At 72.0% G+C, this 19,426-nt stretch carries 20 protein-coding genes; 10 read left to right on the top strand and 10 right to left on the bottom strand.

From position 1 onward, the window contains the following. Positions 1–47 precede the first annotated feature (47 nt). The 3 genes from ACWD38_RS13235 to ACWD38_RS13225 form a co-directional block, all read right to left on the bottom strand. Positions 48–1,001 carry a metallophosphoesterase gene (locus ACWD38_RS13235; RefSeq protein ID WP_425503619.1) on the bottom strand — a complete coding sequence of 318 codons (954 nt, stop codon included), beginning with the start codon at positions 999–1,001 and terminating at the stop codon, positions 48–50. Positions 1,002–1,138: 137 nt separating this feature from the next. After that, on the bottom strand, positions 1,139–1,921 hold the full coding sequence (locus ACWD38_RS13230; RefSeq protein WP_343071613.1) for a siderophore-interacting protein: 783 nt from the start codon (positions 1,919–1,921) through the stop codon (positions 1,139–1,141). Positions 1,922–1,944: 23 nt separating this feature from the next. Continuing rightward, positions 1,945–4,371, bottom strand: a complete 2,427-nt coding sequence (locus tag ACWD38_RS13225) for a transglycosylase domain-containing protein (RefSeq protein ID WP_343071612.1) — start codon at positions 4,369–4,371, stop codon at positions 1,945–1,947. Positions 4,372–4,617: 246 nt separating this feature from the next. Between ACWD38_RS13225 and ACWD38_RS13220 the strand changes: the two genes are divergently transcribed. Further along, positions 4,618–4,917: a WhiB family transcriptional regulator gene (locus tag ACWD38_RS13220; protein ID WP_184483638.1), complete on the top strand. Its 300-nt coding sequence runs from the start codon at positions 4,618–4,620 to the stop codon at positions 4,915–4,917. Positions 4,918–5,053: 136 nt separating this feature from the next. Here ACWD38_RS13220 and ACWD38_RS13215 read toward each other — a convergent pair whose 3' ends face one another. The 3 genes from ACWD38_RS13215 to ACWD38_RS13205 all read right to left on the bottom strand — a co-directional run bounded on the left by ACWD38_RS13215 (position 5,054) and on the right by ACWD38_RS13205 (position 7,674). Further along, positions 5,054–6,184, bottom strand: a complete 1,131-nt coding sequence (locus ACWD38_RS13215) for an ArsA family ATPase (RefSeq protein ID WP_184483636.1) — start codon at positions 6,182–6,184, stop codon at positions 5,054–5,056. Beyond that, positions 6,181–7,182, bottom strand: coding sequence for an ArsA-related P-loop ATPase (locus tag ACWD38_RS13210; protein WP_184483634.1), 1,002 nt, complete (start codon positions 7,180–7,182; stop codon positions 6,181–6,183). Before ACWD38_RS13210 ends, ACWD38_RS13215 begins: the two co-directional genes overlap by 4 nt. 240 nt (positions 7,183–7,422) lie before the next feature. Then, positions 7,423–7,674 carry a hypothetical protein gene (locus tag ACWD38_RS13205; RefSeq protein ID WP_184483632.1) on the bottom strand — a complete coding sequence of 84 codons (252 nt, stop codon included), beginning with the start codon at positions 7,672–7,674 and terminating at the stop codon, positions 7,423–7,425. Positions 7,675–7,837: 163 nt separating this feature from the next. On the opposite strand from ACWD38_RS13205, the gene ACWD38_RS13200 reads away from it, so the two are divergent. From ACWD38_RS13200 to ACWD38_RS13185, 4 genes are all read left to right on the top strand, one after another. Further along, positions 7,838–7,996, top strand: coding sequence for a DUF4177 domain-containing protein (locus ACWD38_RS13200; protein WP_221315950.1), 159 nt, complete (start codon positions 7,838–7,840; stop codon positions 7,994–7,996). A gap of 2 nt (positions 7,997–7,998) precedes the next feature. Beyond that, positions 7,999–8,457 (top strand): Atu1372/SO_1960 family protein, encoded by a 459-nt coding sequence (locus ACWD38_RS13195; RefSeq protein WP_184483630.1) that lies wholly within the window; start codon positions 7,999–8,001, stop codon positions 8,455–8,457. A 410-nt stretch (positions 8,458–8,867) separates the two neighbouring features. Next, positions 8,868–9,476, top strand: a complete 609-nt coding sequence (locus ACWD38_RS13190; RefSeq protein WP_184483628.1) for a hypothetical protein — start codon at positions 8,868–8,870, stop codon at positions 9,474–9,476. A gap of 35 nt (positions 9,477–9,511) precedes the next feature. Beyond that, complete coding sequence (locus ACWD38_RS13185) at positions 9,512–10,837, top strand: hypothetical protein (RefSeq protein WP_343071611.1); 1,326 nt, start codon at positions 9,512–9,514, stop codon at positions 10,835–10,837. A gap of 197 nt (positions 10,838–11,034) precedes the next feature. Here the strand turns inward: ACWD38_RS13185 and ACWD38_RS13180 are convergent, their stop codons facing one another. Beyond that, on the bottom strand, positions 11,035–11,925 hold the full coding sequence (locus tag ACWD38_RS13180; protein ID WP_184483626.1) for a Gfo/Idh/MocA family protein: 891 nt from the start codon (positions 11,923–11,925) through the stop codon (positions 11,035–11,037). Between the two features lie 149 nt (positions 11,926–12,074). On the opposite strand from ACWD38_RS13180, the gene ACWD38_RS13175 reads away from it, so the two are divergent. Further along, positions 12,075–12,914, top strand: coding sequence for an NUDIX hydrolase (locus tag ACWD38_RS13175; protein WP_184483624.1), 840 nt, complete (start codon positions 12,075–12,077; stop codon positions 12,912–12,914). A gap of 5 nt (positions 12,915–12,919) precedes the next feature. After that, on the top strand, positions 12,920–13,708 hold the full coding sequence (locus ACWD38_RS13170; protein ID WP_184483622.1) for an MBL fold metallo-hydrolase: 789 nt from the start codon (positions 12,920–12,922) through the stop codon (positions 13,706–13,708). A 265-nt stretch (positions 13,709–13,973) separates the two neighbouring features. On the opposite strand, the gene ACWD38_RS13165 is transcribed toward ACWD38_RS13170, so the two are convergent. From ACWD38_RS13165 to ACWD38_RS13155, 3 genes are all read right to left on the bottom strand, one after another. Then, positions 13,974–15,203, bottom strand: coding sequence for an MFS transporter (locus ACWD38_RS13165; protein ID WP_184483620.1), 1,230 nt, complete (start codon positions 15,201–15,203; stop codon positions 13,974–13,976). Between the two features lie 744 nt (positions 15,204–15,947). After that, positions 15,948–16,622, bottom strand: coding sequence for a Crp/Fnr family transcriptional regulator (locus ACWD38_RS13160; RefSeq protein ID WP_184483618.1), 675 nt, complete (start codon positions 16,620–16,622; stop codon positions 15,948–15,950). A gap of 93 nt (positions 16,623–16,715) precedes the next feature. After that, the gene (locus ACWD38_RS13155) at positions 16,716–16,970 is read right to left on the bottom strand and encodes a hypothetical protein (RefSeq protein ID WP_029621632.1); all 255 of its coding nucleotides are present in this window, start codon (positions 16,968–16,970) and stop codon (positions 16,716–16,718) included. A 360-nt stretch (positions 16,971–17,330) separates the two neighbouring features. Here ACWD38_RS13155 and nth point away from each other — a divergent pair, with 360 nt between their 5' ends. The 3 genes from nth to ACWD38_RS13140 are packed head-to-tail and all read left to right on the top strand — an operon-like array spanning position 17,331 to position 19,410. Further along, positions 17,331–18,068: an endonuclease III gene (gene nth, locus ACWD38_RS13150; protein WP_184483616.1), complete on the top strand. Its 738-nt coding sequence runs from the start codon at positions 17,331–17,333 to the stop codon at positions 18,066–18,068. Next, a complete protein-coding gene (locus ACWD38_RS13145; protein WP_450124119.1) occupies positions 18,065–18,718 on the top strand; it encodes a TlpA family protein disulfide reductase in 654 nt (217 codons plus the stop codon). Before nth ends, ACWD38_RS13145 begins: the two co-directional genes overlap by 4 nt. Beyond that, the gene (locus ACWD38_RS13140; protein ID WP_184483614.1) at positions 18,715–19,410 is read left to right on the top strand and encodes an NUDIX domain-containing protein; all 696 of its coding nucleotides are present in this window, start codon (positions 18,715–18,717) and stop codon (positions 19,408–19,410) included. Before ACWD38_RS13145 ends, ACWD38_RS13140 begins: the two co-directional genes overlap by 4 nt. Positions 19,411–19,426: the final 16 nt, after the last annotated feature.

The raw sequence follows: 19,426 nt of genomic DNA, 5'->3' as shown, positions 1-19,426 counted from the left end.
CACTCAGCGGGAACTTCTCGGGTACTTGTCCGCCGCTGAAGGGAAGTCTAGCGGATGTTCGCGCGTGCCCCGGAAGGGGGGTTGCCGAACAGGCCGGTGGACTTCAGCGAGCCGCCCTTCGAACGCGGGACCAGCGTCAACAGCGTCGCCTCCGGCGGGCAGGCGAAGCGCACCGGCGCGTACGGGGAGGTGCCGAGGCCCGCCGAGACGTGCAGGTGCATCCGGTCGCCCCACGTCGACGCGCCGCGCGCCCGCGCCCGGTCCAGCTCGCAGTTCGTCACGATCGGCCCGTAGCCCGGCACCCGCAGCTGGCCGCCGTGGGTGTGCCCGGCGAGCACCAGGTCGTAGGCGTCGTCGGCGAACGCGTCGAGCACCCGCGGCTCCGGCGAGTGGGTCAGGCCCAGGCTCAGCTGCGACTCCTGCGGGGGCGTGCCCGCGATCTTCGAGTACTTGTCCCGCTTCAGGTGCGGATCGTCCAGGCCGGCGATGTGGATCCGGATGCCGGAGATCTCGATGTCGTGCCAGCGGTGCGTCACGTCCACCCAGCCGCGCTCGGTCATCGCCGCCCGCAGGTCCCGCCACGGCAGCGGATCACCGTGGATCCGCTTCGTCTTCGCCGACGGCAGCAGGTAGCGCGCGGGGTTCTTCGGCTTCGGGCCGTAGTAGTCGTTGCTGCCGAACACGAACACGCCGGGACGGTCCAGCAGCGAGCCCATCGCGCGCAGCGCGGCGGGAACGGCCTGCGGGTGGGCGAGGTTGTCCCCGGTGTTGACCACCAGGTCGGGGTCCAGCTCGGCCAGCGCGGCGACCCAGCGCTGCTTGGACCGCTGGTTCGGCATCATGTGCAGGTCGGAGATGTGCAGGACGCGCAGCTCGGGAGCACCTTCGGCGAGCACCGGGACGGTGGCGCGTCGTAGCGTCCAGTGCCTTCGTTCCACACCTGCGGCGTAACCGAAGGTCGCGGCACCCACGGCGCCGCCGGCGAGCATGATCCGACCCAGCTTGTTCACGCCTTCCAGCCTACGGCCGGTGGTGGGCCGACGACGCTCGGGATGGGGCCCGCCGGGCGAGCGCGCGGGCCGCCCTCGCGCTCGGGGATCGGGTCCCGCGAGCCCTCCGCGACGAGCCCGCCGCCCGATCAGGCCGGGTCGGCGCGGCGCCAGTACGCCAGCGCGTACACCCGGCGGCGGTCCAGCCCGAGCTCCCGCTGGCAGTGCTCGCGGATGTGGTGCACCGCCTCGGCTTCCGCGCCCACCCACACGTCCGGCCGCGGGCCGAGGTCGGCGGCCCGCACGGCGTCGGCCAGCACCGTGCTGCGCCCCGCGGGAACGCCGTCCCGGTGCAGCCAGGTCCACGTCACGTCCGCCCGGGTGCGGACCTCTTGGCGCTCCGCCTCGTCGGCGATCTCGGCGAACACCTGCACCCGAGCGCGTTCGTCCAGTTCGGCGACCATCGCCAGCATCGCGGGCAGCGCCGTCTCGTCCCCGGCGAGCACGAGCCGGTCCGCCGCCGGATCCGCCTGGTACGACGGGCTCGGCCCGACCGCCACGATCTGATCACCGGGCCGGACGGTGCTCGCCCAGGTGGAGCCGGGGCCGTCGTGGTCGTGCACCACCAGGTCGATCGCGAGCCGCCGCCGCGCCGCGTCGAACCAGCGGACCGTGTAGGTGCGCTGCTTCGGCTGCTGCTCGCGCGGCAGCGCGAACACCTCCGCCCGGTCGCGGCCCAGCGGGGTCGGCTGGCCGGGCCGCGGCAGGCACAGCTTGATCCGCTGATCGCTGCCCGTGCTGTCGAAGTCGGCGAGCTCTTCCCCGCCGAGCACCACCCGCACCATCCGCGGGGTGACCCGCTCGACCTCGGAGACCCGGAGCAACCGGTACCGGGAGCGCACGCGCCGCGTGCTCACCTGCGTGTCCGTCACAACCGCCGAGTGTAGGCAGCGGGTCACGGCGGGAAGATGCCCGGCGGGATCGGGATGAACGGCGGATCCGGCTGCTGCTCGCCCGGCGGCCGTCCCGGCTCGCCCGGCGGGGGCGGCTGCTGCGGGGGCGGCGGTGGCTTCGGAGCGGGCGACGGCGGCGGGACGTAGCCGGTGCTGACCGACAGCGTCACCGTCTCGCCGGGCAGGGCGAAACCGCGCGGGGTCTGGCTGGTCACCGAGCCCTTCCGGCGTTCGCTGTTGACCGACCGCTGCTCGACCTTGTACCCGGCCTTCTCCAGCGCGCGCTTGGCCCGATCGGCGCTGATGCCGACGACGTTGGGCACCTGGAACTCGTCGCCGCCGTTCTCGTACCGGTCGGTGACCTCCGGCAGCGGGGCCGTGGGCAACCCTTCGTGGATCGGTTTCATCGCGTCGAACCAGGTGCGCGCGGGCACCTTGCCGCCGTAGATGTTGCCGCCGTTGGCACCGCACAGCGCCGGTGGCGTGCTGTCGCAGATGCCCTGCGGGTTGTTCCCGTCGGAGAACGTCAGCACCGAACCGGCGAACTGCGGGGTGGCACCGATGAACCCGGCGGACTGGTGGGCTTCGGTGGTTCCCGTCTTGCCCGCCATCGGCCGGGTCCAGCCCGCGTTGTTCGCGGCGCCGTAGGCGGTACCGCCCGCTTGGTCGTCCTGGCTCATGCCGACCGCCATCGCGTTCGCGAGGCCTTCGTCGACGGCCTGCTCGCAGGGGTCCTCGGTGATCGAGATCGGGTTCCCGTTGCGGTCGACGATCTGGTCGACCGGCGTCGGCGGGCACCAGGTGCCGCCGCTCATCAGGGTCGCGGAGACGTTCGCCAGCTCCAGCGGGCTGGTCGGCCCGAAGCCGAGCGTGAACGCCCCGATCTTCTTCTCCTTGACGACGTCGCCCATCGCCGGCCCGTTCGCCCCGTTCGGCGCCATCGGATCACCGCTGAAGTTCGAGTGCAGCAGCGTTTGCCGCATGCCCAGCCGGGTCGCCATGTCGACGGTCTGATCCAGGCCGACCCGTTCCTCCAGCGCGACGAACGCGGTGTTCGGCGAGGTGGCGAGGGCCTTCTGCAAGGTCCGCGGGCCGGGGTTGACGCCTTCGGCGTTGCCGACGGTGTAGGGGGCGGAACCGTTGCGGTACACGGTCGAGGTGTAGTTGCCCGGAGCCTGGATGGTGTTCTTGATCCCCATCCCCTTCTCCAAGGCGGCGGCCGCCGTGAACACCTTGAACACGGATCCGGCACCGAACTTCGCCACGCCGCTGGGCAGCGCGTACGAGGTCTGGCCGCGTTCGGCGTCGTTGCCGAAGTCGCGGTTGGCCACCAGTGCGCGCACCTCGTGCTTGTCCTTGCCGGGTTCGACGACCGCCATCACGTTCGCGATGCCCTTGGTGTCCTTGGGCACGTGCTTCTCGGCGGCGGCCTTCGCCGCGTTCGTCGCCTTCTGGTCCAGCGTGGTGCGGATCGTGTAGCCGCCGGTGCGCAGTTCCTGCTCGGCGAACCCGGCGTTCTGCAGGTAGTCGATGACGTACTTGCAGAAGAAGCCGTCGGCGGGGCCGGCTCCGACGCAGTTGTTCGGCAGCGCGTTGACCGGCGAGACGATGCCGAGCGGAGCGGCGCGGGCGGCGTCCGCGGTGCGCTGGTCGATCCGGTGCTGCGCCTGCATCGTGTCGATGACGATGTTGCGCCGCAGGGTCGCTTCCTGCGGGTTCGTCTCCGGGTTGAGGGCGCTGGGGCTGTTGACGATGCCTGCCAGCAGCGCGGACTGCGGGACGTCGAGCTTGTCCGGGGTGGTGTTGAAGTAGGCCCGGGACGCGGCGGCGACGCCGTAGGTCTGGTTCCCGAACGGCACCACGTTCAGGTAGCGGGCGAGGATCTCCTCCTTGCCGAGCCGCTTCTCCAGCTGCAGCGCGATGCGGATCTCCCGCAGCTTGCGCGCCGGGGTCTGCTCGACGGCCTTGGCCTGCTTGATCGGGTCGTCGGCGGCGACCACGTGCACCTGGTAGTTCTTCACGTACTGCTGGGTGAGCGTCGAGCCGCCCTGCGCGATCTCACCGGACATCTGGTTGGTGATCGCGGCGCGCACGGTGCCCGCCCAGTCGACGCCTTCGTGGTCGAAGAACCGCCGATCCTCGATCGCGATGATCGCGGCCTTCATCGAGTCGGAGATCTGATCCGGCGCCGCGGGCGTCCGGTTCTGATCGAATAGGTAGGCGATCGGCACACCCGCCCGGTCGGTGACCGTGGTCACGAGGGGCGGGTCCTGCGTCATCAGCTCGGAGGAGATGTTGTTCACCGCGTCACCAGCGCGGTTGGACACCACCCCTAGGGCTCCCGCGGCCGGGAAGAGCATCCCGGCGACGAGAACTCCTGCGAGCACACACAGGCCGAAGAGCTTCAGCAAGCTGTCCCGGACACGCACGACGGCAAGACTAAGTGGTTTTACCGACATCAACACGCCGTCTTTGGTGGGTTCCGCCCGATGTGATGAGGGTCAAAGATAACGGAGCGACAACCCTTGGTTGGTTATGGAACCGGGGGGCTCTAAAGTTCGTCCACGTCCAGCGACAGCATCGTTGCGGCGCGACATGCGTCGCAGCATCCGGTGCCGGGGGGCTCCGGACGAAATTCGGTCGCCGACGATCCAGTGAGGAGCTGGGGGAGCCTTATGTTCGAGCAGGGGGACTGGCGTGTTCAGGCAGCATGCCGGGATGAAAATCCGGACCAGTTGTTCGTCAGGGGAGCTGAGCAGCGCAAAGCGCGAATGATCTGCTTCGGCTGCCCGGTGCGGACGGAGTGCCTCGGAGAGGCGCTCGACAACAAGATCGAGTTCGGTGTCTGGGGTGGAATGACCGAGCGGGAGCGGCGCGCGTTGTTGCGCCGACGGCCGGAAGTCCGCAACTGGCGTGAGCTTCTGGAAGCCGCGCGAGACGACTACGCGGACATCGACGAGTACCAGGTGGGCTGATTCGCCCGTCGTGAGCACGGGCCGGGCGGCTCGATTCTTCGAGCCGCCCGGAATCCCGGTTCACTCGTTCAGCGGACCGGATTTCGGTGGATTGTGATCACCGAGCTGCGGATTCCTGCTGGGTAGAATTTTTGGATTATTCCACTGCGAGTCGGCGGCCGATCTCTCGCAAGCCGTCGAGATCATGCACATCTGCGGGAAGCGCGGGCACGCCCACCCACGACACCTCCGGGTGCGCGCGGGTGAACCGGGCGAGCATCCGGCGTTCCCGGTCGGCGACCGCGACGCGGTCCGCGTGCACCCGCAGCACGGCCGCCGCCAGCGGCGAGTTCCCGGCGGAATCGAGCTCTTCGGCGGCCGACAGCGCCCTGCTGCCGGTCAGCTCGGCGAACACCGGATGCGTCCGGTTCGCGACCAGGCCGGCCAGCGGCATGCCCTCCGCGGTGAGCCGTTCCACGAAGAACGAGGCCTCCCGCAACGCGTCCGGCTCCGGCGCTGCGATCACGACGAACGACGTGCCGGGGGAGCGCAGCAGCCGGTAGGTGTGGTCGGCGCGTTCCCGGAACCCGCCGAACGTCGAATCGAAGGCCTGCACGAAGGCCGAGGCGTCGGACAGCAGCTGGCCGCCGATGACGGTGGACACGGCCTTGGAGAACATCCCGAACCCGGCGCCGACGATCTTGCGGAGCCCCTTGCCGCCCGCCTTGGCGGGGGAGGACAGCAGTTTGATCAACCGGCCGTCGAGCACCGTGGACAGCCGTTGCGGCGCGTCCAGGAAGTCCAGCGCGGATCGGCTCGGCGGAGTGTCCACGATGATCAGGTCCCACTCGCCGGAAGCCGCGAGCTGGCCCAGCTTCTCCATCGCCATGTACTCCTGCGTGCCGGAGAACGACGTGGAAATGGTCTGGTAGAAGGGGTTCTCCAGGATCTGCCGGGCCCGCTCCCGCCCGGCGTGCGCGAGCACCATGTCGTCGAAGGTGCGCCGCATGTCCAGCATCATCGCGTTCAGATCACCGGTGGGCTCGAAGTCGTCGAGGACCACCTGGCGCGGCTGGTTGTCGAGCTCCCGCATGCCGAGCGCCTGCGCGAGCCGACGAGCCGGGTCGATGGTCAGCACGACGGTCTTGCGGCCGCGTTCGGCGGCGCGCACCGAGAGCGCGGCGGCCGTGGTGGTCTTGCCGACGCCGCCGGAGCCGCAGCACACCACGATCCGGTTCTCCGGGTCGTCGAGCAGCGCGTCGACGTCGAGCGCGGCGGGGGCGGTCATCGTGGTCTCCCGACGCCGTGTTCGGTGAGGATCTCGGCCAGCTCGTAGAGCTCGGCCACGTCGATCCCGGCGGTCAGATCGGGCAGCGCCACGTTCGGCAGATCGGTGGCGGCGAGCCGCTGCTCGGCCTCCCGCTCGGCCTGGGCGCGCACCGCGTGCTCCACGGTCTCGTCGGTGAGCCCGGCCAGCAGGTCGTCGTCGACCTGCACGCCCGCCGCCTCCAAGCCGGAGCGCAACCGGTCCGCGTCGACCCGGCCCGCCGCTGCCGCCGCCACCGAGCGGGCGGGCAGGTGGCCGGGGCGCACGCGGTTGAGCAGCACCGCGCCGGGCCGCAGATCGGCGGCGTCGAGCTCGGCGACGGCCTCCAAGGTCTCCCGGACCGGCAGGTCTTCGAGCAGCGACACGAGGTGCACCACGGTCTCCGCGGAGTGCAGCAGCCGCACCACGCCCTCGCTCTGCCCGTGGATCGGACCGACCTTCGCCAGGTCGGCCATGGCGCGGGTGACGTCGAGGAACTTCACGACCCGCCCGGTCGGCGGCGCGTCCAGCACGACCGCGTCGTAGACGTGGCGGCCGTGCTCGTCGGTGCGCCCCACGCACTCCTTGACCTTGCCGGTGAACAGCACGTCCCGGAGGCCGGGGGCCAGGGTGGTGGCGAACTCGATCGCGCCCATCCGCTTGAGCGTTCGGCCGGCGAAGCCGAGGTTGTAGAACATCGACAGGTACTCCAGCAGCGCCGGTTCCGCGTCGATGGCCAGTGCCCGCAGCTCACCTCCGCCGGGCGCCGCGGCGATCGTCTCCTCGGAGTACGGCAGCGGTGCGGTGTCGAAAAGCTGCGCGATGCCCTGGCGGCCTTCGACCTCGACCAGCAGCACTCGCCGGCCTCCGGTCGCCAGCGCCAGCGCCAGCGCCGCGGCGACCGTGGTCTTGCCGGTGCCGCCCTTGCCGCTGACGATGTGCAGCCGAGCGTCGTCGAGTTCGGCGTTCCATCCGGTCACACGATCAGCGTAGGCGGGGTTCCGGGGTGCTGTCTCCCGCACGTAGCAGCCATCTCCTCGTCGCGCCTCGGCATTTCTACGCAGCCGCGGATGCGCAGTGCTCAGACGCGGGACGGTCCGGCGGGCTCCGGTCTGAGTAGTCCTGCGCGCACGCCGACGGCTCACCGCGGGCGTTCCAGGAGGGGGACGAACGGCGCGGGCGATCGTGACGCCGTCGCGGCGCGGTCGTCCCGGCGCGGGTCAGTCGATGACGAAGCGGACCGACATGATCAGCGCGGTGCCCACGAGCAGCGCCCACACCGCGGTCGCCGGGAGCACGGTGGCGACCAGGGCCGTGCTCGCGGCCAGCAGCACCACGCCGCGGACGCCGGTGCGCAGGCGCCGGGTGCGGCGCCGCGCCCGCTCACCGCGGATCTTGCCGACCGAGTCCATGATCAGCAGGGTGCCGATGACGAGCGTCAGCGCGATCGCCACGATTCGCCAGGTCTCCATGGGACGGAAGCTAGCCCGATCCGGCGATCCACGAGCCGCGAACGTGTGAATCCTCGGTCGCATTTCGGTCGCGCTCGGGAGTGGGGCGGGCGTCCCCGAGCGGGGAGCGCGGCGGTGCGGGCCAGCGGCGCGTCGTTGGCGAGGCGTCTCTACGCTGGCGGGCATGACCAAATGGGAGTACGCGACCGTGCCGCTGTTGACCCACGCGACCAAGCAGATCCTGGACCAGTGGGGTGAGGACGGGTGGGAGCTCGTCTCCGTCCTGCCGGGGCCGACCGGTGAGCAGCACGTCGCTTACCTGAAGCGCTCGAAGGAGTCCTGACCGTGGGCGCCTGGAAGCAGCGGCTGGCCGAACTGGGCATCGAGCTGCCGGAGGTCGCGACGCCGGTCGCGGCGTACGTGCCCGCGGTGCGCAGCGGATCGCAGGTGTTCACCTCCGGTCAGCTCCCGTTCGTCGGCGGCGAGCTCGCCGCGACGGGCAAGGTCGGCGCGGAGGTCGACGCGGACGAGGCGAAGGAGCACGCCCGCACGTGCGCGCTCAACGCGCTCGCGGCGGTGGATGCGCTGGTCGGGCTGGACGCGATCGTGCGGATCGTGAAGGTCGTCGGCTTCGTGTCCTCCGCGGAGGGCTTCACGGGGCAGCCCGGTGTGATCAACGGTGCGTCGGAGGTGCTCGGGGAGATCTTCGGCGACGCGGGCATCCACGCCCGGTCCGCCGTCGGCGTCGCCGAGCTGCCCGTCGGTGCGCCGGTCGAGGTGGAGATGATCGTCGAGGTCGCGTGATCGATCGTCTGCGAACGGATTCCGGTTCGCGGACGCTCGTCGGTCGACGGTCCACAACGGACTCTCGACGCGGGACGAAGGGCCGCGGTGCGTTGGCACCGCGGCCCTTTCCCGTTCCGGCGCCGCCCGCCCGGACCGATTGGTCCGGATCTCGACTGGGGGTTGCCCGAGTTTCTTGCCAGGTACGCCCCGGGCGCGCTCTACCAACCAGTACGCTTCGGGCGCCGCTACTTCGAGTGATCACACGCGGGTCACCCGAACGGCGGTATCAATACCGGCGAGTGATCGGTCGGGCTTGCTCATCCGCTACGCGGCGAGAGAGGGTCTGCCCTGATCGAGTGCTCGCGGCGTGAGGGGTGCGAGTGTCGCTCGCACCGGGTGACGAGCGAACGAAGCTGGGAGGGGGCGACGTGGCGGTACGCGAAACGGACCTCTTGTGCCACGAGTTGCTGCTTCGACTTGCCGGGCGGCTGCCGGATCGGCATCTCTGGCGCTATCGGGACTGGCTGGCGGGTGGCGCCGCCGATGTGCTCGCGCGCTCGCTGCCCGCGACGCTGGTGCGAGAACGCGTCGCGCTGTCCGACGCGGACCACCGCAGGCTCGCCGAGGCGCTGCTGCCGCTGGGAGCCGACCCGTCCGTGGTGCACGCGGTGCTGCCGGGCGCGGACCCGGACCGGTACACCTTCCGCGCGGAGTCCCACGTGGACGACAAGGGCGACCCCGCGGTGCTGGTGCTCGGAGCGACGCTGCGCGGCAGGCAGGGCGTGCGCGAGACCCGCAGTTCCTGGCGCCACCTGCCGGGGACGCGGCCCAAGCGGATCATCCTGGTGACGGGCTCCGCGGACCCCGTGGAGCTCACCAGCGAACTGCAACGCATCCTGCGCGCGCTCGGGGACACCGAGCCGTGCGTCGAGGTGCTGCCACCCGAGGTGGAACCGACCGCCTACCACCGCGCCGCGCTCGCCGAGTCGGCGCTGGTGTGCTTGGGCGCCGACGAACTCGTGGGACATCGTGGCTGACGGTGCCGGTGCAGGCATCGTAGAAGGAGGCATTCGTGGTGGACGTCGCTGAGGGTGCGGGGCCGGTGGAACGCCTGCACAACCTCCTGCTGGCCCTGACCGGCCGGGTGGACGACGACGCCGTCAATTCGGTTCGCGAGATGCTCGGCATCGGTCAGCTCGACTCGGCCGCCGAGTTCCTGATCGGCTGCCTGCTGGCAGGCCGCATCCCGGTGACCTCGACGGAGCAGTACCACCTGCGCCGGGCGCTGGACGAATCCGGTTCGCCGCACTCGCCCGCCGACCGGTTGCACGTCGTGGAGACGGTGCAGGACGAAGGGCACCGGTTCAGCGAGAACCACGAGGCGGACCGGTCGGATCACGAGCTGGTGGACGCGATCGCGCCGATCGCGGGACGCCTGCACGGGGTGCGGGCGCTGTGGTGCACCTGGCGGACGACTCCGGCGGGCGTGACCTACGGCGCCGTGCCGCGTCGGGTGCTGCTGGCCGAGGTCGGCGCCGACGGTTCGGTCACCGCCGCCGGGTACCAGCTGCTGGAGGCGCTGCGGCGCGCCGGCGTGGGCTGCTCGGTGGACGTGTTCAGCAGCGGGATGGACCTGCCGCCGTACCACCGCAATGCGCTGGCCACCGCGCGCCGGGTGCACTTGGACCTGGTCGCGCAGGTGGCGATCCCGAACGGTTCCTCGAACCACGCGCGGGCACCGCGGGCCACCGCGGGGAGCAAGCCCGGAGGCGGCGACGTTCCGAGTGAGCCAGCCGCGGGGCCGGGAAGACGCGTCGAGGCCCCGGTTCCTGACAGCGTCTCCCTCGACTCGGCACGCCCGGAACGCGTTCGCCCCGAGCCGGTTCGTCCGGAACCGCCTCGGGCCGAGCACCGCCCCGAGCATCGCGAGGCCAAGGCTCGTCCCGAGCCCGCCCGCCCCGCGCCCCGTCCGGAACCGGCGCCCGAGCAGCTCCGCCCGGAGCCGGTGCGGGAGACCGCGGTCGCCGAAGCGCCCGAGAAGGGCGCCGAGCCGACGCTGCGGCAACGCCCGGTGAACCCGGAGGACCTGCAGGCGCCGGACGCCGAGCAGGCGAAGTCCGGGGAGCAGGCGCAGCAGCAGGGCGGCGGGAAGAACACCCGCGTCCCCGCCGCGGTCGACGCGAAGCTCACCGACCGGGAGCGCAACCTGCTGCGCAAGCTGCACGAGGAGTTGGCGCAGCGGGAACAGGACCGCGGCGGCTCGGGCGAGCAGCAGGCGCAGCCGGTGGCCAACGGCGCGGGCGGCGCGCAGGCCCAGGGCCAGGACGCGTGGAACACGACCATGCCCGGCGGCTCCGCCACCGGCGGCTTCCCCCCGATAGACGGCAAACCCAGGTGATCTTGATCAGCGGTGGCTTGTCAGCGGCGAAGCCGCTGAGCAGCGACCACCAGAGCAAGGTGACCACCCGCGGGTTCTCAGCGTTCTTCTCGCGAGGACAGCAATTTTGCGTGTGGCGGAGCCACTCGAAAAATTGATCCCGCAGCGAGAAGAACGCTGAGGTTCCGCTACCTGACCACTGAAACAGGCCGGGGACGTCAGTTGGCGGCTCGTTGGACGCCGTCGAGGACTCGTTGCAGGTGCAGGCCGCGCCGGATGTCGCAGGGGTGGGCGGTGCGGCCGGAGCGGATCATCGCGAGGAATTCGTCGAGCAGCTGCGCGTAGCACTCGTGCGCGGCGGTGCGCCTGCCGGTGAGCTGCGACTTCCCGTTCGTGCCGTAGAGCGTGAACTCGATCAGCGCCGGTTGCACCGGTACGCGCAGCGACAAGGTGAGCGTGCTGCTGGCGCCGCTGGCGTGCTCGAAGGCCATCTGCCAGGTGTCCGACTTGTCCCGCCGCGCGTGGTGCACTCGGTTGATCCGGCCCAGCGCGGCGTCGAGCAGGTCCAGCGCGTGCGGGCCCGCGTCCAGCAGCGCCCCGGTGCGTTCCTGCCGCCACGGCGTCGCCGCGTAGTCCCCGGCGAGCAGTCCGCCCGCGAGCCACTGCGCGGTGCCGCCGGTCCAGCCGCCGAGGTGTCCCAGGCCGGTGAGCCAGTCCCGGACTTCGGGCGCGAACCGGCGGGTCAGCATCAGCAGGGCCGCCACACCGCTCTGGCGCACCGCGGTGGCCACGGCCTCCGCGGCGGGCACGTCGCCGGCCAGCGGTTTCTCCAGGACCAGGTGTTTGCCTTCGCGGGCCGCTCGGACCGCCAGCTCGCCCTGCACCGCCGGTGGCACGGCGAACGCGACGGCGTCCACGGCGGACAGCAGCGAGTCGTAGTCGTCGGCCACGTCCGCGTCGTACTGGTACGCGAGCGATTTCGCGGAGTCGGGGCGCCGCGACCACACGGCGGCCAGCCGCATCCCGGGGTGCGCGTGCAAGCCGGGTGCGTGGACGCGCCTCGCCCACGGCCCCGCTCCGACGATCCCGACCCGCAGTGCTTCGCTCATTCGGTCATCGTCCCCGTGTCCCGATCATCGCGCAGACCGTGGGGGCCGGGATGTGGGCGGGTGACAGGGGAAACGGTGCGGCTCCACCCCATTTGTTGATCTTGATCACAGGGGTGTTCGCGAATGTTCTTCGGTTTAAGGTGACCGGCATGGTGCGACTGCCGGAGGACCTCACGCTGCCCGACGGGTTCGTCCCTCCCGAACGGCCCGAGCGCCCGGCGACCCCGAAGGACGCCGCGACGGTCGTGCTGCTGCGCGACGGCGAGCACCGGCCCGAGGTGTTCCTGCAACGCCGGGTCGAGAACATGCCGTTCGCCGGTGGCATGACGGTCTTCCCCGGCGGTGGCGTGGACCCCCGCGACGCGGACGCGTCGGTGGCCTGGAGCGGCCCGCCGCCGCAGTGGTGGGCGCGGCGCTTCGAATGCTCCGAGGCGACCGCCCGCGCCCTGGTGTGCGCCGCGGTCCGCGAAACGTTCGAGGAATCGGGCGTCCTGCTGGCCGGGCCCGACGCCGGGTCCGTCGTCGCCGACACCTGCCCGTACGCGGGCGCGCGGCCGAGGCTGGTCTCCAAGGAGCTGTCGCTGGCCGGGTTCCTCGCCGACGCGGGCCTGGTGCTGCGCGCCGACCTGCTGCGGCCCTGGTCGAACTGGGTGACCCCGGAAGCCGAACCGCGCCGGTACGACACCCGGTTCTTCCTGGCGGCGATGCCCGCCGGGCAGCGCGCCGACGCCGTCACCACGGAGGCCGTGGACGCGTACTGGCGCACTCCCGAGGACGCGCTGGAGGACTGGCGGCAGCGGCGCTGCGGCCTGCTGCCGCCGACGTGGGTGACCTTGTCGGAGGTCGGCGCCTGCGGCAGCGTCGACGCCGCGCTGGAACTGGAGCGCCCGCTGGGCAAGGTGCTGCCGCAACTGGTGCACCGCGACGGCGCGTGGCGCGTCGTGCTGCCGGGCGACCCCGGATACCGCGCCGACCCGGACGAGGAGTGAGACCCGTGACCCACCCCGCTTACGGCGAGCTGCGGCCGGTGACGCCGTTCGCCTCGGTGCTGCTGGCCGCCAATCCGGGCCCGATGACCTTGGACGGCACCAACACCTGGCTGATCGGCGCGGGCGACGAGCGCGCCGTGCTCGACCCCGGGCCCGACGACGGTGCGCACCTGGAGCGGATCGTCGAGCACGGCCCGGTGTCGCTGATCCTGCTCAGCCACCACCACTTCGACCACTCGGAGGGCGCGGCGGAGCTGGCGGCCCGCACCGGAGCCCCCGTGCGGGCGCTGGACCCGCAGCTGTGCGCCGGGGCGGAACCGCTCACCGACGGCGAGGTCGTCGACGCGGCGGGAGTGCCGCTCGAAGTGCTCGCCGCTCCCGGCCACACCAGGGACTCGGTCTGCTTCCGCGCCGAGCACGAGGGCGCGTCGGTGGTGTTCACCGGCGACAGCATCCTGGGCCGGGGCACCACGGTCGTCGCCCACCCGGACGGGCACCTGGGGTCGTACCTGGCGACGCTGCGCGCCTTGGCGGCGTTGCCCGCGGGCGTTGCGGCGCTGCCCGGCCACGGCCCGGAGCTGCCGGACGTCGCGGCGGCGGCGACCGGCTACCTGGCGCACCGGGAGCAGCGGCTCGGCCAGATCCGCGAGGTGGTGCGGAACAACGGCCCGCGCGTCACGGCCCGCGAGGTCGTGGAGATCGTCTACGCCGACGTGGACCCCTCGGTGTGGACCGCGGCGGAGTGGAGCGTCGAAGCCCAACTCACCTACCTCAAGGAACTCGACGAACGCTGAAGTGACCTGGCGGGTGGTCATGGCTTGAGCAGTGGGTCGCTTGGCGGAACCTCAGCGGTTTCCTCGCTGCGGGATCTTTTTTCCAAGTGGCTCCGCCACGAGGAAGAAAGCCGTCCTCGCGAGGAAGCCGCTGAGAACCCGCCGGTGGTCCGGTTGCGTGCGTGGTCGCCGCTCAGCGGCTACGCCGCTGACAGGACAACGACGAACGACATCCCTCACCTGGAAAGGCAAGGTCAAAGGCCGCCCCTGACCGCCTGCGCCCGTCTCAAGAGGTGGTGGCCAGCGCGGGTTCGCGGGTGGGTAGCAGCGTGCCGCGCCGCAGCCACAGGCCGCCTGCGAGCAGGGCGCCGACCAGGCCGGCGACGAGGAACGCGGTCGGAGGTCCGGACGTCTCGACGAGCCTGCCGCTGACGGACTGGCCGACCGCCGAGCCCAGCGTCACCGCCGTCACCACCCAGCCGAACGCCTCAGTCTCCGTGCCCGCGGGCGCGGCCAGGTCCAGCGCGACCGAGTGCGCCGTCGACTGCGGCGTGATCAGGCACCCGGCCAGCAGCAGCGCCAGGCACAGCCCCCACAGCGACCCCGGCACGGCCAGCAGCGCGACGAGCCCGGCGAAACCCAGCAGCAGCGCGGGCAACCGCAGGTGCATCGGCCGCGGCCAGGGCCGCATCCCGTACAGCACGCCGAACACCACCGACGTCACCGACAGCGCGCTCAGCAGCAGGCCGCCCGCGTTCGGCGCCCCGGCCTGCACCGCGGAGGCGGGCACGCCGACCTCGACGAAGCCGATGAGGACGCCGAAGCCGAGCGCGGCCAGCGCCACCGTCCGCATCCCGGGCGCGCGGAACGCGCCGAGCATCCCGCCGCGCGGGCCGGTGCGCTGCGGGCGGAGCCCGCGGGCCGCGGGCGTCGCCGCGAAGCCGAGGCTCCCGATGATCATGCAGGCGGAACCCGCGACGACACCGGTCCCGGGCCACGGCAGCGCGACCAGCAGCCCGGCCAGGCCGGGGCCGAGGATGAAGAACACCTCCATGCTGATCGCCTCGTACGAGTAGGCGGCGTCCCGGGCGGCTCCGGCGGGCAGGAGCTGCGACCACAACGCGCGGGAAGCCGGCGCGACCGTCGGCTGGCTGAGGCCCAGGGCGAACCCGAGCACCGTCAGCACCGCGACCGGCGCGCCCGCCTCGATGGCGGCGATCTCGGCGGTGGTGAGCAGCGCGAGCGCCGCGGACATCACCAGCATCGGGCGGCTCGGCCCGATCCGGTCGATCACCCGGCTCTGCACGACCGAGCCGCACGCGACGCCGACCAGCTCACCGGCCGAGACGAGCCCGGCGATGGCGAAGCTCCCCGTCTCCTTCTGCACGTAGAGCATCAAGGCCAGGCCGATCATGGCGATCGGCAGCCGCCCCAGCAGGGAGGTCAGGACGGGAGCGGTGGCTCCTGGTGTGCGCAGCGCAGCTCGGTAGTCGGCCAGCGTGATCGAATGGGACACGCGTACCAGTATCCGGGTGGTGGGACGCGAGTACCAAGTCGATTGATGGTGTTCTCCGTCGCCACGACCGCGCGTGCGATCAGGAGGGCTGCCGACATGCGAAAGGACTGGGGCGTCGCCCCCGACGCGACGCTCCAGTCCTTTCGCTTGCGCGGCCCGTCCCCCGACCAACCACGCTTTCCTGACCTCCGATCGTCGGCCCCGAACCCGGTACCGGAGGTGGTCTGTGCTGTTGTGCGGCTTCGCCGCCCTCCCCGCTGGGGAGGCTCCCGCCAGGGGAGCGAGGCCGCTGGACTTCGAGTCCTTCTCTAGGTAAGACGTTGCGATCTCAGGTCGGGTTGCACGAGCCCGGTGAATTTATTCCCGATCGCCGTCGTTCCTCGTGACACCAGTGTGCCCCCGGGCCGCACCGCGGAAACCGGGTACAACGTCCCCTACATGAGTGGTCACTCGGCGTGTCCGACGCCGGTCGCTTGCATCCGCGGCTCGACGCACCGCCTCCGCGGCGGGCTCGGAGGGGACGTGGGGCGCTGAGCCGCCCGCTGCGCGGCCCGCGCGGCGGGAGCGGGCTTACGGGCCGCCCACGCGTGCGTGGCGGCCGTGGAGGGCCTCCTGTGGGAAACCGGACGTGGACACGCGAAAACGCGCGCCGACTGAGGGGTTCGAACTCAGGCGAACCCATCAGGCGACGCGCGTTACGGCGAACCGGTCGGTGACCGGCCGACGCGCGAGCCGTGCGGCGGCTCAGCGTGCGCGGCGGGCCAACCGCTCGGGATCGAGGATCAGCACGCTCTTGCCTTCCAGCCGCAGCCAGCCGCGGTGCGCGAAGTCGGCCAGCGCCTTGTTCACGGTCTCCCGCGAGGCGCCGACGTACTGCGCGATCTCTTCCTGCGTGAGGTCGTGGGTGACCCGCAGCAAGCCCGCTTCCTGGCTGCCGAAGCGCTGCGCGAGCTGCAGCAGCGCCTTGGCGACGCGACCGGGAACGTCGGTGAAGATCAGGTCGGCGAGCATGCCGTTGGTCCGGCGCAGCCTGCGCGCGACGACCCGCAGCAGCTGCTCGGCGATCTCCGGGCGGGTGCCGATCCACTGCCGCAGCGCGCTGCGGTCCATGGTCAGCGCGCGCACCTCGGTCACCGTGGTGGCCGTCGACGTGCGCGGGCCCGGGTCGAAGATGGACAGCTCGCCGAACATGTCCGACGGCCCCATGATCGCCAGCAGGTTCTCGCGGCCGTCCGGGGACTTGCGCCCGAGCTTGACCTTGCCGTTCTGGATGATGTACAGCCGGTCGCCCGGCTCGCCCTCGGCGAAGATCACGTGTCCACGCGGGAACTCGGACGGTTCCAGCGATTGGGTCAGCGCCTCCGCTGCGGCCGGTTCCACGCCCTGGAAGATTCCGGCGCGGGAAAGAGTCTCGTCCACCTCGTCCCTCCATGTTGAGACGCGGCGGCTCGTTCGAAGCGGCACCCGCGTGCACGGGCGCCGGACTGTGCCGCCGATCACTACCAGTTGAGTTTAAGACTGGTCGCGGGAACGGCGAGTTCGCAGCTTGCCGGCGCGTCCCACCCTGCGTAGCTGGAACAGCTCCAGCGCACGTCCAATTCCCTGCCGGAACAGCGCCCGGACCTCGTCCGGCCGGGCGTTCTCCAGCAGCTCTTCAACCTCGTTCTCTTGCACCGCGACGTGCCGCAGGCGTGCCTCCACGCGCTCCATGAAGAGCGTGAAGAACATGATCACTAGCGGAACGACGATAACGAACCAGGCAGTCATGATGCTTGAATCCTCGCTCATGCCTTCGAGACGGACGCAACCGGGGGTGGGTTGCCCGTCGATGGGGTCGGGTTCGGGTGTCGCCGTGGTCCGTACTCTGGTGGAGTGCCGGAGCCAGCCCACGACAGTTCTCAGCCTGGTCGATCATCCTCACATCAGCCCTCGGCGGGCCGGTCGGCGCCCACCCGATCCGCCGCCGCCGAGACGGGTTCCGCTGGCTCTTCGCGTTCGCGACCAGCGAAGACGACCGGCGGGGAGGCGCAGGGGCGCTCCGCTGCACCCGCTCGGGCGAAGCCCGCGGCCCGTCGCGCCACGTCCCGCGAGCAGACGCGCACCGGGCTCGTCCGGCGGGCGCGGCGCATGGTCCGCACCCTCGCCGAAGCCTATCCGGACGCGCACTGCGAGCTCGACTTCGGTGACCCGCTGCAACTGGCCGTGGCCACCATCCTGTCCGCGCAGTGCACGGACAAGCGGGTCAACCAGGTCACCCCCGCCCTGTTCGCGCGCTACCCGGAGGCCGCCGACTACGCGGGCGCCGACCGGACCGAGCTGGAGGAGCTGATCCGCTCCACCGGCTTCTACCGGAACAAGGCGAACTCCCTGATGGGCTTGGGCGCCGCGCTCGTGGAAAAGCATGACGGGCAGGTGCCGCCGCGACTGGCGGACCTGGTGAAGCTGCCGGGCATCGGCCGCAAGACCGCCAACGTGATCCTCGGCAACGCCTTCGACGTCCCCGGCATCACGGTCGACACGCACTTCGGCCGGTTGGTGCGCCGCTGGGGCTGGACGGCGGAGGAGGACCCGGTCAAGGTCGAGCACGCGATCGGCGAGCTGATCCCCCGCAAGGAGTGGACGATGCTCTCGCACTACGTGATCTTCCACGGGCGCCGCGTGTGCCACGCGCGCAAGCCGGCGTGCGGCGCGTGCCTGCTGGCGAAGGACTGCCCGGCGTTCGGCGCGGGCCCCGAGGAGCCGCAGGCCGCGGCGAAGCTGGTCCGCGGCCCGGAGGCGCCGCGGCTGCTGGAGCTGGCCGGGGTCGCCGACGAGCTGGACGAGAAGACCGTCGAGCAGGCCGCGGCGAAGGAGCCGGACGCGTGAGCCGGTGGCGGGGTCTGCGCGAGTTCCGCCGCGAGATCCAGTGGACGGTCGTCGTGCTGGTGCTGGCGGGCCTGGCCGTGGTCGCCCTGTGGCCGGGCGGGTCCGGCGACGGCGGCGGGCAGGCCGGGAGCCCGCCGGGGTCGGAGCAGCGCGCGGCGCCGCCGGTCGATCCGGCGCTGCGCGCCGGGCTCGAACTCTGCCCGCCGCCGCGGCCCGGCGGTCCCGCGGAGCTGGCCGGGACGACCGGCACCTGCCTCGCCGACGGCCGTCCGGTGGACGTCGGCGCCGCCCTAGCGGGACGGCCCGCGCTGGTCAACGTGTGGGCGACCTGGTGCGGCCCGTGCCGCACCGAGCTGCCCGCGCTGCAGTCCTACGCCGAACGCCCCGGCTCGATCCCGGTGCTGGGCGTGCAGGTGCAGAGCGACGAGGCGGGCGGCCTGGAGCTGCTGCGCGACCTCGGTGCGCGGTTCCCCGCCGTGCACGACGCGGACGGGTCGGTGCGGTCGGCGCTGCGGGTGCCGAACGTGCTGCCCGCGAGCTTCGTGATCACCGCGGGCGGTGAGGTCCGGCGGATCGATCCGCCGGAGGTGTTCGAGTCCGCGGACGCGGTGGACGCCGCCGTCCGCCGCACCTTGGGAGGCCGGTCGTGACGGACCGCGTGGTCGACGGAGCGGACGCGCCGGAGTGGCTGCGCCCGCTGGTCCGGCGCAGCGTCGACATCGACCAGGGGCACTTCGGCTGGCCGCGGCTCCGGCCGCCGCGCAGCGCCCGCCCGGCGGCGGTCCTGATCCTGTTCGGCGAGCACGCGGACGGCCCGGACGTGCTGCTGCTGCGCCGCGCGGACGGGCTCAGCTCGCACCCCGGCCAGGTCGCCTTCCCGGGCGGTTCGATCGACGACACCGACGCGGGCCCGGTCGACGCGGCCCTGCGCGAGGCGCAGGAAGAGGTCGGCGTGCTGCCCGAGGGAATCCGGCCGCTGGCGACGCTGCCGGAGCTGCACGTGCCGCACAGCGGTTTCCGGGTGACACCGGTGCTCGCGCATTGGCGGGAACCGTCTCCGGTGGCCCCGGTCGACCTCGGGGAGACTCGAGCGGTGGCGCGGGTGCCGCTGTCGTGGCTCGCGGATCCGGCGAACCGGGTCCTGGTGGGGCTGCGGGACGGGCGGCGGGGGCCCGCCTTCCTCGTGCCGGGGATGCTGGTCTGGGGGTTCACCGGCGCGTTGCTGTCCGGCGTGCTCGACCTCGGGGGCTGGTCCGAGAGCTGGGAGGGTGCCGAGATGCTGGAGTTGGACGAGGCGTGGCGGGCCGCGGAGGAGGCTGCCGACGTCGGCTTCGACCGGTGATGGTGAGCTGATCGGG

It is taken from the genome of Saccharopolyspora sp. NPDC002578 (assembly GCF_053592695.1).
The sequence above is the reverse complement of the archived record's forward strand: the minus strand, read 5'-3'. Positions and strand labels throughout refer to the sequence as shown.